Genomic DNA, 12381 nt, shown 5'->3' on the forward strand with positions numbered 1-12381 from the left:
ACACTCCCCACCCTCAACGCCCGGCCAGCAAAAACTCCCCGACCTGACATACCGTCACTGACACCCAACCACTGACACCAAACCGGCACATCGCATTCATCCCGAGAGTGCTCAGGCCCAAGACCTGACACGGCAGCTCCGGCATCAGCGCGGGGCTTACAGGGTGGAGCCGAAGGTGTCGGCGATCTCGATGGCCTCGGGTCCGCAACAGGCGGTGCCGCCCGCGCCAGTCGACCATTTCCATAAACTATGAATATAAAGACGCTATGCTTCGAGCATGAGCCGTCAAGACACCGCTCCTGGCGCGTCCGCCGCCATCGGGGCAGCCCTCTACGGCCTGGCCACCAGGGCCGTCAGACGCCTGCCTCGGGACATGAGCCTGACGTCCGCCGCCACCCTGGCCACCCTGGACCGGACCGGCCCGCGGCGCATCACCGATCTGGCCGCGGTCGAGGGCGTCACCCAGCCCGCGATGACCGCCCTGGTCCGGGTGATGGAGGAGTCCGGCCTGGTCGAGCGGCGGGGCGACGCGTCCGACAAGCGGGTCACGCTGGTGTGCCTGACCGAGGCCGGCGCCTCCTATGTGCGGACGCGGCGCCAGGCGGGCGTCCACGCGTTCGAGCGGTTGATCGGCGAGCTCGCCGGCGACGAGGTCGAGGCGCTGGTGGCGGCCCTTCCGGCGCTGAAGCATCTGGCGGAGCTCGAAAGCCAGGACCGCGAAGGGCCGAAGAAGTGACCGGGCAGCCGGCCCGCGGGGTCGCGGCGAAGGCGTTCCCGGTGGCGCGCTCCGAGGCGCGGCTGCTGGTCCCCGCCCTGATGTTCATCGCTCTGGTCGTGGCGGCGGTCGCCAGCCTCGGGGCGCCGCTCATCACCAGCGTGGCGACCTCGTTCCACGTCTCGCTCGGCAGCGCGCAGTGGACGCTGACCGTCGCGCTGCTCAGCGGAGCCGTCGCCACGCCGGTCCTGGGCCGGCTCGGAGCCGGCCCGCACCGGCGGGCCACGATCCTCGCCACGCTGGCGGTCGTCGTCGCCGGCAGCGCGCTCACCGTGCTGCCGCTGCCGTTCGCCTGGCTGCTGGCCGGCAGGGCGGCCCAGGGCGTCGGGCTCGGGCTGACGGCGCTGATGATGGGCGTGGCCCGGGACCACCTCCCCGAGGAGCGCAGCGCGGCCGTGATCGCCCTGATCTCGGTGGTCTCGATCATCGGGGCCGGCGTCGGCTACCCGCTGGCCGCACTGCTCGCCGAGGTCGGCGGGGTACGGGCCGCCTACGGCCTCGGCCTGGTCGTCACCGCCGCCGCCCTCCTGACCGCGTGGCGCTCCATGCCCGAAGCCCCTGAAGGCCGCTCCGCCCACGTGGACGTGGCAGGCGCGGTCGTCCTGGCCGCTGCCCTGCTCCTGGTGCTGTTCCTCGCCGGCGAACGGAATCTGTGGAGCCGGCACCTCGCCGTGGCGGCGGGCCTCGCCGTCGTCGCGGTGGTGCTGCTGTGCGTCTGGGCCGTCATCGAGCTGCGCAGCACGACGCCCCTGGTCGATGTGCGGGCGGTGCGGCACCCGGCGGTCGCCGGGGCGAACCTCGCCATGTTCGTCGGCGGGATCGGCATGTACCTCCTGCTCACGCTCATCACCCGGTACGCGCAGACGCCGCACGGCGCCGGCTACGGCTTCGGGCTGACGACCTTCGTCGCCGGGCTGGTCCTCATCCCGTTCTCGGTGCTGGGGTTCGTCGCCGGCAAGCTCACGCCGCGGGTCCGGACGCGGATCGCCGACCCCCTGCTCCTGGCCGGCAGCGCCGTCGTGGTCGGCGGCGGGTTCGCCCTGTTCGCCGCGGCCCGGTCGAACCTGGCCGACCTGTTCGCGGCGATGGGCGTGCTCGGCTTCGGCGTCGGCGGCTTCTCGGCCGCGATGCCCGGCGTCATCCTGGCCGTCACCCCCAAGAGCGAGACGTCGAGCGCCATGAGCTTCAACTACGTCGTCCGCAGCGTCGGGTACTCCCTGGGCAGCGCCATCGGCGGCCTGATCCTCGCCGCGGGCACCGGCCCCGGCCACCTCTTTCCCAGCGACAGCGCCTACACCACCGCGGCGCTGGTCGGCATCGGCGCCATGGCGATCACGACGCTGACAAGCCTCGCTCTCGCCCGCCGACGCTCGTCCGAGACCAACCCGTAAGCAAGGTCCACTCATTCCAACACTGGAGGTTCCATGCCCAAGGGCTATTGGGTCAGCGTCTACCCCGCCATTTCCGACCCTGAGGGGCTGACTTCCTACAACGAGTTGGCGGGTCTGGCTGTCCGGGCTGGGGGCGGGCGCGTCCTGTCCAATTTCGGCCGAGTCGTCGCCCACGAGGCCGGAATCACCGAACGCGTCGTTCTGATCGAGTTCGACAGTTTTGAACAGGCGGTCGCGGCATACGAGAGCGAGGCATACCAGAAGGCGCTGGTGGCCCTCCCCGACGGCTTCGAGCGCGACTTCCGCATCGTCGAAGGCATCGACTGACCGAGGTCCAGTCGGATCTTCACTGAAGATCCACCATCGTGGTTCTCGCTGGTGCGGCTGCTGGTGGGGCGGAGTTCGTGGGTGCTGGTGCTGGTCGTGGGCGGCTGTCTTCGGTCTTGATGGTCTGTCAGCGGTCGAGTTCGGGGTTCGTCAGGACAAGCAGGGCGCAGAGCAGGTTGGTGACGCGTGCGGGGCTCGCCTCGATCACGCTTATGACCCGCAGGCTCACCCGGCCCGCCGTCCAGCCCAAGGCATCCATGCCCCGATCTGCCGAACTCGTCCACGCTGCTTGAGGCGTCCCAGGCATGACGCCGACCAAGCCTGGTGCCAGCATGTTTGCCTGGGTCATGCCCCCAGATCCTCCGTCACGGGCAGGCACTCGGCGAGCAGGTCGACGACATCGCGCCAGGCTCGCTGCGCGTGCCGCGGGTGGAAGCCGACGCCGGGGACAACGGGGTGGTCGACCGGCGGATGGTGGAAGGCGTGCAATGCGCCGCCGTAGACCGTGAGGCGCCAGTCGACACCCGCGGCCTGCATCTCAGCGGTGAACGCCTTGCGTTGCGCGGGCGGCATGATCGGGTCTTCCGACCCGACCCCGGCCCACACCGGGCAGCGAATGCGCGCTGCCTCGCCCGGTCGGCCCGTGGTCAGTGCGTTGACTGTCCCGATCGCACGCAGGTTGACGCCGTCGCGCCCGAGTTCCAGCCCGACGGCGCCCCCGGTGCCGTAGCCGACGGCGGCGATCCGGTCGGCATCGGTCCGCGGTTCGGTGCGCAACACGTCGAGCGCTGCATGGCCGATACTCCGCATCCGGTCGGGATCAGAGAGCAGTGGCATGCAACGGGCCAGCATCTCCTCGGGATCGCTCAAATAGCGCCCCCCGTGGAGGTCGAAGGCCAGCGCTACGTATCCCAGTTCGGCGAGCGCATCGGCCCGGCGGCGCTCGACGTCGCTGAGCCCCGTGCCCTCTGGTCCGAGCAGCACTGCGGGCCGGCGGTCGACACCGGCCGGGAGCGCGAGGTGCCCGATCATCATCAGACCGTCGGCCGGGTACTCGACCGTACGCGTCGTAATCGTCGTCATGAGACTGGACTGTAGTGATCGTCGAGCCCGGTGCGGCCGCTGTTCTGCCGCTGGCAGAGCAGCGCGGGTTCCCCCTGAATTGTGACAAGGGCGATGGGTTCTCAACCCGCCCCGGTGACCGGCCAGTCGGCTGTCCTCGAAGAGGGACCGCTCGTGTGTGAAACCGTCTCCGGCAAGCCGTCCGTGCTGTTCGTGTGCGTGCACAACGCCGGACGCTCCCAGATGGCCGCCGCCTTCCTCACGCACCTGTCCGCCGGCCGGGTGGAGGTCCGTTCGGCCGGGTCCGCCCCGGCCGAGACCGTGAACCCGGTGGTCATCGAGGCGAAGGCCGAGGGCCGGGGTCGATCTGTCCGCCGAGGTGCCCAAGTGCTGACCATCGAGGCGGTCCAGGGATCCGACGTGGTGATCACGATGGGGTGCGGGGATGCTTGCCCGGCCTTCCCGGGCAAGCAGTATCTGGGACCGGAAGCTCGACGACCCGGCTGGCCAGGGCGTCGAGGCGGTCCGCTCGATCCGGGACGAGATCGACGCGCGCGTCCGCGATCTGCTCGCCGATCTCCTTCCCGTGCTTGACAGATCTGAGGCGGGCTACATCGTCGCAGGCTGTCACGGTGGGCGAGGGGTCAGCAGAGTCTCAACCAGGGAGGCAGGCGCACTGGCCCGTCTCGGCAGTGGCGGACGGCGCCGCTGCGGCCGTGGGTGCGCAGCAGCCCTTGCCCTGCCAGGCGTCGCGGCCTTCCTTCACCGCGACCGCCGCGATGACGAGCGCGGCGATCGGGTCGGCCCAGGACCAGCCGAGCGTGGCGTTCAGCACCAGGCCGACGAGCAGCACGGCGGACAGGTAGGTGCACAGCAGCGTCTGCTTGGAGTCGGCGACCGCGCTGGCGGAGCCGAGTTCACGGCCGGCCTTGCGCTGGGCGGCGGACAGGAACGGCATGATCACCAGGGACAGTGCGGCGATGACGATGCCGGGGATCGATCGGTCGGCCTCGCCGGTCCCGGCCAGTGCGCGGATGGCATCGACCGTGACGTACGTGGCGAGCGCGAAGAACGACACGGCGATGATCCGCAGGGTGGTCTGCTCGCGGGCTTCGCGCAGGGCGTGTTCGCGGGCGGAGAACTGCCAGGCGACCGCGGCGGCGGAGGAGACCTCAATGACCGAGTCGAGTCCGAAGCCGATCAGGGCGGTGGAGGAGGCGATCGTCCCGGCGGTGATCGCGACGATTGCCTCGATGACGTTGTAGGTGATGGTCGCGGCGACCAGCAGCCGTATCCGGCGGGTGAGCGCATCACGCCGGGACGGGCTGGGGCCAAGGGATATGGAGATGTCCGCGGTCATGGTCAGCAGCAGCCATTCTCGTCGGTGTCCACACAGGTGCGGTCGGTCTCGACGGCAAGGACGGCGGTGCGCAGATCGTCGAGCGCGTGGCCTAGGCGTTCGTCGGCGAGTTCGTAGCGGGTGCGGCGGCCGTCGGGGACGGTGACGACGAGGCCGCAGTCGCGCAGGCAAGCGAGGTGGTTCGACAGCCGGGTGCGGGAGATCCCGAGGGCATCGGCGAGGTCAGCAGGGTAGGCGGGAGCATCGCGCAGGGCGAGCAGGATGCGGCAGCGGATCGGGTCGGCGAGGGCGCGGCCGAACCGGGCCAGCACCTCGATGTCGGAGGCAGCAGTCAGCACACGACCACAGTACATGGAATCCTGAATTCAGAAAACCTTGAATTATTTATGGGCTCCGCTCCCGGTCAACGGAGTCGGGTCGGGTCAAGACATTGTCGGGACGTGCCGTCCGTACGTACTTCACAGCGACCCTGGGGTGGATGCCGAAGAGCCGTACGAGGCAGATCGGGTCGGCCGTCTCGCTCGCTTCGTCGAGCACGCGGTCGGTCCACAGCTGGCGGGGCAGGAGCCCGATCTGATCGCAGGCGGAGCGCATGCCGGTGTAGCTGAGCTGCGGCGATGCCGGGTGCCGGTAGGTCTGGGCGACGACGAGCAGGCGGGGGTTGGTGGCCCGGGGCCATCGGGCGCGTCGTTCACGCAGCCAGTCGGCCACCAGCCGGTGCTCAGGTCGTCGAGGTAGACGATGTGGATGTGCAGGCCCCGCCGTGGGACATGGAAGATCAGCCGTCGCAGTCCGTCGGCCGTGAAGGCGCAGTTTCGCGCACAGACGCTGCCCCGGGCGCCCCCAAGTTCTATCGCCGCGGCCCTCATCACGGCCCGTGCTGCCGGTGAAGAACGGCGGCGTGGCTCAGCCAGGCCCGTCACCCGTTCCACGAACGTCCTGCGTTGGCACTGGTTCCGGTCGCAGAAGAACCGACACACGCGCAGGCGGACGACCAGTCCCCGGCCGCCGACGGGTAACGCGGATATCTGACGCCAATATCGGCTGTGGACCCTCGTGTCAGGATGCTTGCACTGCGGACACCTGGCAGGGTCGCCATCGCCTCCAACGAGTCCTTCGCGCGGCTGGACCGAGACTTTCACCGACCCCCGCCTCTGCGCGGCCATCGTCGACCGGCTCACCTTCAACGGCACGATCATCGGACCGCCACCGACTCCTATCGCCTCGCTTCCACCCGGGCCCGGGCCGAGGAACCGACCAAAGGCGGGCTGACCGCCACCGGCTGTCCTCCGGAACCCGATGACGCCGTCGTTGCGAAACACCGGGGCCACCGTCACTGGGTTCCATGCAGGATGTGGTCATGGAACCTTCAAAGACCATTCAGATGCTCTGGGACCGGATGCAGGCCCGGGACTGGGCAGGCGTCGGCGAGTTGCTGGCGGACGATGTAGTTGTGGAATGGCCGGTCAGTGGTGAACGCATCTGTGGCCGGGAGAACTACGTACGTATCAACGCGGAGTATCCGGAGGGATGGTCGATCAAGGTCCTCCGCATCCTGTCGTCCGGGAGTGAAGTCGTTTCCGAGGTTGAGGTTCCTCACGACACGATGGGCATGCACAGGGTGGCGTCCTTCTGGACCGTCCACAACGGCCTGGTCACCAAGGGCCGCGAATACTGGACGGAGCTGGGAGCGGACCCGTCTCCGGCATGGCGGGCTCCATACGTCGAACGCGTCTAAGGCCCTTTAACTCGTGTCCCGCTGCCCTCACGGGCAGCGGGGCACCTGCTTCCGCATGTTCGCTGCCTTCATTTTTCCGGGTTCTGGCTCAGGTTCTGTGGTGCGGCCACGCTGAGTGAGCGGATCAGCCCGCAGTTGACCGATCCCGATAGCGAGAACGAACCCCGGGTTAGTCCCCCGCCTCGGCTGCGGACCTCTTGCCAAGGAACTGCTTCGCTGCCTCAACCGCTTCCCTGTTGAGTTCCTCGACGGAGACTCCAGATCTCCTCCCAGCCGTCTAGGTTGTGCGCGCAGTGCACAAGGGGTTTCAGCTCTTCGGGACAGCCGAGGTCATAGGCGATGTCTGCCCAGATTCGGCCCAGTACGCCGCCTACTACGAGTGAGGCAGCTGGGCACAAGTCAGGCCTTTCCACCGCCGCCTGCTCACCGGCTGGCCTTGAAACCATTTCTTGGGACGGACAGCCGCCGGCCGACTCCGTGAACTGATGGCCACGCCAGTCGGTGGCGGACGTCTGCCCTCACTGTCCGACTGATGTCGCCAAGTACCCGGCCCACAGCGGTCCCTGGGGGTGCGGTGTCGGCAGTCGGGAGCGACCAGATGCCGTTATCGTGGCCGGTCAGCGTGGGGCATCTCGGCGAAGGGGTCCGAGGTGCTCTCCGCGACGTTGCGACTGGGCAGGCGGTGTTAGAAGTCGACGGGAGCCAGGCCCGGGTAAATGTTCTGCCAGCCGTAGCGGGAGCTGTGGAAATGCCGGTGGATGAATGCCCGCATGTAGCGATCCAGGCAGGGGCGTTGTTCGTCGCTCGCCAGGGCCAGGATGTCGTGGTGGGCCGCCAGTCCGTTGGTCAGCGTGTGGCGACAGACCTCGAGGTAGGGGCGGTTCTGCTGGACCGCGTGGCGGAACAGCGAGCCTGCCGACGCCGAAGTCCTCGCCATGGACTGCCTCTTTGTAGAAGGACAGAAGAGGACCGCTGACCAGAACGCCTGCTGAGAGCGAGCGTTCAGGCAGAGGTCGGTGAATTGCAGTGATGTGAACCAGAACTGGGAGAAGCCGTTGAAGATGTGTACGAAGTCGCTGTCGACCTCGTCGGCGGCCTGACTGCTGAACTGTGCCTCCATCAGGACGCCGGTGATCGCCTCGTAGAAGAAGGTCTTGTAGACGGCGAGGAATGTGGGATCGCAGGAGGGGGCGATCTCGTCGAAGATGTATTGGATGTAGCGCGTGTTCCGGCGACGCCGAAGGCGTCGAACTCGGAGCTGAGGAACTCGGCATCCGCGTGTGCCTGACGCACATCTACGGGTGGGCCGAAGGTCTGCGTGAAGGCGATCATCTCGTCGACAAGGCCGGATGCCAACACGCTCCCGACCATCGCGCGGTGCCCCCGATCCGGAACAGCTGCCAGACCTCGTAGCGGGGCGTAGTGGAGGGTGTCCACGCCGGGTGGCCGAGTGTGCCTGGCCATGAGGCGGGGTGCCTGTTTCCAGCCATGTCGTGCCCTTGTGCCGATTTCTCCAAACAGCATGTCCGTGGTGTCCGCAGCGCATGCGGAGGATGGAGCGCGCCTGCGGAGCGCCAGCGCATGGACCGGCTGCAGCGGCTGCACCGGCGAAGGACGTGCCACGGCGGCTCTGCGTTCCCGCTGGGCGGGCTCCTCGGTCGGTCTCGTCGTCAAGATCGATTGTCAGTGGTGGGTGAGAGCATCGGGGTATCGAGTCGGATGAGGGGGAGTTGTCATGTCCGGAAGCCAGAACTACATCAACCACGTTGCTCTTGTGCTGGATGCGAGTTCGTCCATGTCGCATCTGAGCCGCAAGGTCGTGGAGGTCGCCGACCAGCAGATCGCCTATCTGGCCCGCCGATCGCAGGAGTTGGATCAGGAGACCCGGGTGACGGTGTACGTCTTCGCGGACCAGGTGGAGTGCGTCATCTACGACAAGGACGTGCTGCGGATGCCGTCCTTGAAGCAGTTGTACCGGGTCGGTGGGATGACGGCGCTGCTGGCGGCGACGCTCAAGTCGCAGCGGGAGCTGGCGCAGACGGCTCAACTGTACGGCGATCACAGCTTCCTGACGTTCGTGCTCACGGACGGGCAGGAGAACGCCAGTCACCGTTGTCAGGATGCGCACAGCAGGGATCCGCGCGCTCTGGTCGGGTCCGTGGCCGAGATGATCGACAGGCAGGAGGACAACTGGACCCTGGCCGTTCTCGTGCCGGATCAGATGGGCAAGCGCGAGGCCATGCAGTGCGGGTTCCCGAGGGACAACATCGCCGTCTGGGACGCCACGAGCACCCAGGGGCTGGAGGAGGCCGGGCAGGTCATCCAGCAGGCCACCGAGCAGTTCATGGTGGGCCGCTCCCGGGGTATCCGGGGATCGCGGGCGGTGTTCTCCACGGGTGCGCAGGCGGTCAACAAGGACACCATCAAGGCAGCCGGTCTGGCCCCGGTGGATCCGTCGGCGTATCAGCTGATCCCGGTGGCGCGTGACGCGGCGATCCGCGAATGGGTCACGGAGTGCGGGCACACCTACCGCACCGGTGGTGCGTACTACCAGCTGAGCAAGTCGGAGAAGATCCAGGCGCAGAAGCAGATCGCGGTGCTGGAGAAGAAGACGGACCGCGTGTACACGGGGCCGCAGGCACGGGCGCTGCTCGGGCTCCCGGACACGGAAATACGCGTCAAGCCGGATCACAACGACGAGTTCACGATCTTTGTGCAGAGCACCAGCGTGAACCGGAAGCTTGTGAAGAACACGCGGCTGCTGCTCATGCTCTGACACCCTGCGAACCGCCTTGGGCGGGGCACGCCGACGCGTCTTCGGCGTGCCCCGCCGGCCACCACCGTGGGCAGCGCGCCTGGCGCGCTGCCCACGGTGCCGTCGAGCCGTCGAGCCGTCGAGCCGTCGAGCCGTCGAGCCGTCGAGCCGTCGAGGACCACGTCTCGCGGCCCAGTCTGATCAACCCCGGCGTTCCTCATCCGATCGAGAAACTCGCCCCAGGCGCGGCATAGTCGACCGGCCCGTCGAACCGGGCCGAGGCGCGTGTCACCGCCTGTTGCGGGGTGAGGAAGGGGCCGACGTGGGTGATGATCAGCCGGCCGACCCGGGCAGCGGCGGCTGTGTCCCCGGCGTCTTCGGGCGTGTGATGCACCTGATGCGCCTGTTCGCCCTCGGCGGGTGCGCCGGCGCTTTCGGCCTCGCACAGCAGTACATCGCATTCCTCGGCCAGGCTCGTGAGGTTCGCGCACGGTGCTGAGTCCCCGGAGTAGACCAGTGACCGGTCCTCGGCCTCGATGCGTACGGCGAAGGCCGGGAGGCCGTGGGCCACGGCGCGGCTGGTCAGGGTGAGGGCGCCGATGCGCGTGTGATGCCCGTCGGCCAGCTCACGGATGGCGAAGGCGGACTCGACGGGACTGCGGGTCGGGCCGTTGGTGAGGAAGTGGGCCAGGCGGTCGGCGATGCCCGGTGGTCCGTACAGGGGGATGGGGGCGGCGAGTCGCAGGTCCGCGTGGAGCGCCGCGTAGTAAGCGGTGAGCAGGTCCGCGCTGTGATCGGCGTGCAGGTGGGAAATCCAGATCGCGTCCAGCTCGTCGAGGCGGGCATGTCGTTGCAGTTGCGCCAGGGTCCCACTGCCCGCGTCCATCCAGACCCGGGTGCCGGTGCTGGAGACCAGGTAGCCGGAGCACGGGTTGTCCACGCTCGCGTAGGGCGTCGCACTCCCCAGGACGGTGAGGCGGAGAAGATCGCCGACCATGGAGGGAGTCTAGGACTCTGGGGACTCTGGGGAGGTGGGGAGTCTGGGGAGGTGGGGAGTCTGTTGAACGCCTGTCCCACGGGGTGGTGACGAGCACCGGGGCTGGCGCCGTGCGATTCGCACCCGGCATCCGACTTGAGACGAGCCGTCTCGTCTTGCTACAGTGGCGGCATGCGCTTCTTCTACTTTCTCTGAGTCCGGGCACGGCCGACGCCGCCGTTTCTGCTGCCCGTAGACCCTTCGCATCCCCAGGGAAAGTCACATGCGCGAACGCGCTCGAACCGCCGTACCCGCTGCCATGCCCTCTGCCGTCGCACAGTTGGCCATCAAGGACGTCACCAAGTCCTACGGCACCCGGACCGTCCTCGACCAGGTCTCCTTCACCATCCGGCCGGGCGAGAAGGCCGCCGTCATCGGTGAGAACGGTTCCGGCAAGTCCACCCTGCTGCGGCTGCTCGCCGCGGCCGAGGCGCCGGACGCCGGGGACATCACCGTCGACTCCCCCGGTGGCGTCGGCCACCTCGCCCAGACCCTCGATCTCGACCCGGACTGCACCGTGCGGGACGCGGTCGATCTCGCCCTGACTGAACTGCGCGAGATGGAGCGCCGGCTGCGCGCGGCCGAGGAGCGGCTCGGCGAGGCGTCGGAGGCGGAACTCGCCGCGTACGGCGAGCTGTTGACCGCGTACGAGGAGCGCGGCGGATACCAGGCGGACGTCCGGGTCGACGCCGCCATGCACGGTCTCGGGCTCGCTGGAGTCTCCCGCGACCGTGTGCTCGGCTCGCTCTCCGGCGGCGAGCAGTCACGGCTGGCCCTGGCCTGCGTGCTGGCCGCCGCTGCGGAGCTGCTGCTCCTGGACGAGCCGACGAACCACCTCGACGCGACGGCGGTGCGCTGGCTGGAGGAACAGCTGCGCGCGCATCGCGGCACCGTCGTGGCGGTCACCCACGACCGCGGCTTCCTGGAGAACATCGCCACGACGATCCTGGAGGTGGACCGGGACGCCCGCACGGTGCGCCGGTACGGGGACGGCTGGGCCGGGTACCGCTCGGCGAAGGCCGCTGCCCGGCGCCGGGCTGAGCAGGAGTACGCGGGCTGGCTGGAGGAGCTGGCCCGGACCGAGGAGCTGGTCGAGGCCGCCGGGAAGCGGCTCGCCACCACCGGCAAGGACCCGCGGCAGGGCTTCGGCAAGCACCGCCGCTCGCACGAGGCGAAGCTCGGCGGGCAGGTGCGTGCGGCCCGGGAACGGCTGGCCCACCTGCGGCGCCACCCGGTCGCGGCACCACCGGAGCCCCTGCGGTTCACGGCGGCGCTCAGAGCCGCGGGAGGCGACCAGGACGTCGAGGTCCCGCTCGCCGAGCTCGACGGCGTCGCGGTCGGCGAACGGCTGTGCCTGGACGGGAGGTTGACGATCGCGCCCGGGGAGCGGCTGCTGGTCACGGGTGAGAACGGGGCTGGCAAGACGACCCTGCTGCGTGTCCTGGCGGGCGACCTGGAGCCGGACGCGGGCACGGTCCGCCGCCCCACCCGGATCGGCTACCTGGCGCAGGAACTGCCCGTGCGTTCCACGCGGCTCCCGCTGCTGGCCGCCTTCGCCGCCGGGCGCCCCGGGCTGCCGGAGGAGTACGCCGAAGAGCTGCTGACGCTCGGGCTGTTCCGTGCGGAGGATCTGTACGTGCCGGTGGCCGCACTGTCCGCCGGGCAGCAGCGCCGGCTCCAGCTCGCGGTCCTGGTGACCCGGCCCGCTGACCTCCTCGTCCTCGACGAGCCGACGAACCACATCGCGCTCGACCTCATCGAGGACCTGGAGTCGGCGCTCGGGGCGTATCCGGGAGCGGTGGTCGCGGTCTCCCACGACCGCGGCTTCCGTGAACGGTTTCCCGGGAAGCGGCTGGAGCTGCGTGGCGGGCGCAGGTACTGAACCCGGAACCCGCCGCCACCCCTGGGTCGTACGCCTGCTTTGTCACGTACGTATC

14 protein-coding genes and 1 pseudogene are annotated in these 12381 nt (G+C 68.9%); 8 read left to right on the plus strand and 7 right to left on the minus strand.

Features of this window, described 5'->3' with window-relative positions; translation table 11 throughout:
- Window positions 1–373 precede the first annotated feature (373 nt).
- Genes ACFZBP_RS39430 through ACFZBP_RS39440 form a run of 3 tightly spaced genes read left to right on the plus strand, consistent with a single transcriptional unit; the run spans window position 374 to window position 2493 of the window.
- Window positions 374–736 (plus strand): MarR family transcriptional regulator, encoded by a 363-nt coding sequence (locus ACFZBP_RS39430; RefSeq protein ID WP_391420865.1) that lies wholly within the window; start codon window positions 374–376, stop codon window positions 734–736.
- Window positions 733–2166 carry an MFS transporter gene (locus ACFZBP_RS39435; protein ID WP_391420788.1) on the plus strand — a complete coding sequence of 478 codons (1434 nt, stop codon included), beginning with the start codon at window positions 733–735 and terminating at the stop codon, window positions 2164–2166. The genes ACFZBP_RS39430 and ACFZBP_RS39435 overlap by 4 nt, the downstream gene beginning before the upstream one ends.
- Before the next feature lie 33 nt (window positions 2167–2199).
- A complete protein-coding gene (locus ACFZBP_RS39440) occupies window positions 2200–2493 on the plus strand; it encodes a DUF1330 domain-containing protein (RefSeq protein WP_391420789.1) in 294 nt (97 codons plus the stop codon).
- A gap of 127 nt (window positions 2494–2620) precedes the next feature.
- Here the strand turns inward: ACFZBP_RS39440 and ACFZBP_RS39445 are convergent, their stop codons facing one another.
- A complete protein-coding gene (locus tag ACFZBP_RS39445; protein WP_391420790.1) occupies window positions 2621–2752 on the minus strand; it encodes a hypothetical protein in 132 nt (43 codons plus the stop codon).
- An 86-nt stretch (window positions 2753–2838) separates the two neighbouring features.
- Window positions 2839–3576 carry a dienelactone hydrolase family protein gene (locus tag ACFZBP_RS39450; protein ID WP_391420791.1) on the minus strand — a complete coding sequence of 246 codons (738 nt, stop codon included), beginning with the start codon at window positions 3574–3576 and terminating at the stop codon, window positions 2839–2841.
- 222 nt (window positions 3577–3798) lie between these two features.
- Between ACFZBP_RS39450 and ACFZBP_RS39455 the strand changes: the two genes are divergently transcribed.
- Window positions 3799–4149 (plus strand): arsenate reductase ArsC, encoded by a 351-nt coding sequence (locus ACFZBP_RS39455; RefSeq protein WP_391420866.1) that lies wholly within the window; start codon window positions 3799–3801, stop codon window positions 4147–4149.
- 61 nt (window positions 4150–4210) lie between these two features.
- Here ACFZBP_RS39455 and ACFZBP_RS39460 read toward each other — a convergent pair whose 3' ends face one another.
- From ACFZBP_RS39460 to ACFZBP_RS39470, 3 genes are read right to left on the minus strand one after another with little or no spacing between them, the layout of a single operon-like run.
- On the minus strand, window positions 4211–4915 hold the full coding sequence (locus tag ACFZBP_RS39460; protein WP_391420792.1) for a cation transporter: 705 nt from the start codon (window positions 4913–4915) through the stop codon (window positions 4211–4213).
- A 2-nt stretch (window positions 4916–4917) separates the two neighbouring features.
- Window positions 4918–5253, minus strand: a complete 336-nt coding sequence (locus ACFZBP_RS39465; RefSeq protein ID WP_391420793.1) for a metalloregulator ArsR/SmtB family transcription factor — start codon at window positions 5251–5253, stop codon at window positions 4918–4920.
- Window positions 5254–5299: 46 nt separating this feature from the next.
- A complete protein-coding gene (locus ACFZBP_RS39470; RefSeq protein WP_391420794.1) occupies window positions 5300–5626 on the minus strand; it encodes a hypothetical protein in 327 nt (108 codons plus the stop codon).
- Between the two features lie 380 nt (window positions 5627–6006).
- Between ACFZBP_RS39470 and ACFZBP_RS39475 the strand changes: the two are divergent.
- Window positions 6007–6150: pseudogene (locus tag ACFZBP_RS39475) on the plus strand (ATP-binding protein); the annotation flags it as partial.
- A 125-nt stretch (window positions 6151–6275) separates the two neighbouring features.
- Window positions 6276–6653: a nuclear transport factor 2 family protein gene (locus ACFZBP_RS39480; protein ID WP_391420867.1), complete on the plus strand. Its 378-nt coding sequence runs from the start codon at window positions 6276–6278 to the stop codon at window positions 6651–6653.
- Between the two features lie 685 nt (window positions 6654–7338).
- Here ACFZBP_RS39480 and ACFZBP_RS39485 read toward each other — a convergent pair.
- On the minus strand, window positions 7339–7773 hold the full coding sequence (locus ACFZBP_RS39485) for a hypothetical protein (protein ID WP_391420795.1): 435 nt from the start codon (window positions 7771–7773) through the stop codon (window positions 7339–7341).
- Between the two features lie 615 nt (window positions 7774–8388).
- Between ACFZBP_RS39485 and ACFZBP_RS39490 the strand changes: the two genes are divergently transcribed.
- Entirely contained in the window at window positions 8389–9429 is a 1041-nt protein-coding gene (locus tag ACFZBP_RS39490) for a VWA domain-containing protein (RefSeq protein ID WP_391420796.1), read from the plus strand.
- A 196-nt stretch (window positions 9430–9625) separates the two neighbouring features.
- Here the strand turns inward: ACFZBP_RS39490 and ACFZBP_RS39495 are convergent, their stop codons facing one another.
- A complete protein-coding gene (locus ACFZBP_RS39495; RefSeq protein ID WP_391420797.1) occupies window positions 9626–10405 on the minus strand; it encodes an MBL fold metallo-hydrolase in 780 nt (259 codons plus the stop codon).
- A 298-nt stretch (window positions 10406–10703) separates the two neighbouring features.
- On the opposite strand from ACFZBP_RS39495, the gene abc-f reads away from it, so the two are divergent.
- The gene (gene abc-f, locus ACFZBP_RS39500) at window positions 10704–12326 is read left to right on the plus strand and encodes a ribosomal protection-like ABC-F family protein (protein WP_391420868.1); all 1623 of its coding nucleotides are present in this window, start codon (window positions 10704–10706) and stop codon (window positions 12324–12326) included.
- The last annotated feature ends 55 nt before the right edge of the window (window positions 12327–12381 follow it).

The sequence above is a fragment of the Streptomyces sp. NPDC008086 genome (assembly GCF_042957325.1).
Taxonomy (GTDB): domain Bacteria; phylum Actinomycetota; class Actinomycetes; order Streptomycetales; family Streptomycetaceae; genus Streptomyces.

Bases quoted from the DNA above. Each gene is read 5' to 3' on its own strand.
- ACFZBP_RS39490 (WP_391420796.1), top strand. From the start codon at position 8,389: ATGTCCGGAAGCCAGAACTACATCAACCACGTTGCTCTTGTGCTGGAT.
- ACFZBP_RS39460 (WP_391420792.1), bottom strand. From the start codon at position 4,915: ATGACCGCGGACATCTCCATATCCCTTGGCCCCAGCCCGTCCCGGCGT.
- ACFZBP_RS39445 (WP_391420790.1), bottom strand. From the start codon at position 2,752: ATGGATGCCTTGGGCTGGACGGCGGGCCGGGTGAGCCTGCGGGTCATA.
- ACFZBP_RS39430 (WP_391420865.1), top strand. From the start codon at position 374: ATGAGCCTGACGTCCGCCGCCACCCTGGCCACCCTGGACCGGACCGGC.
- ACFZBP_RS39480 (WP_391420867.1), top strand. From the start codon at position 6,276: ATGGAACCTTCAAAGACCATTCAGATGCTCTGGGACCGGATGCAGGCC.
- ACFZBP_RS39440 (WP_391420789.1), top strand. From the start codon at position 2,200: ATGCCCAAGGGCTATTGGGTCAGCGTCTACCCCGCCATTTCCGACCCT.
- ACFZBP_RS39455 (WP_391420866.1), top strand. From the start codon at position 3,799: ATGGCCGCCGCCTTCCTCACGCACCTGTCCGCCGGCCGGGTGGAGGTC.
- ACFZBP_RS39495 (WP_391420797.1), bottom strand. From the start codon at position 10,405: ATGGTCGGCGATCTTCTCCGCCTCACCGTCCTGGGGAGTGCGACGCCC.
- ACFZBP_RS39485 (WP_391420795.1), bottom strand. From the start codon at position 7,773: ATGGAGGCACAGTTCAGCAGTCAGGCCGCCGACGAGGTCGACAGCGAC.
- abc-f (WP_391420868.1), top strand. From the start codon at position 10,704: ATGCCCTCTGCCGTCGCACAGTTGGCCATCAAGGACGTCACCAAGTCC.
- ACFZBP_RS39450 (WP_391420791.1), bottom strand. From the start codon at position 3,576: ATGACGACGATTACGACGCGTACGGTCGAGTACCCGGCCGACGGTCTG.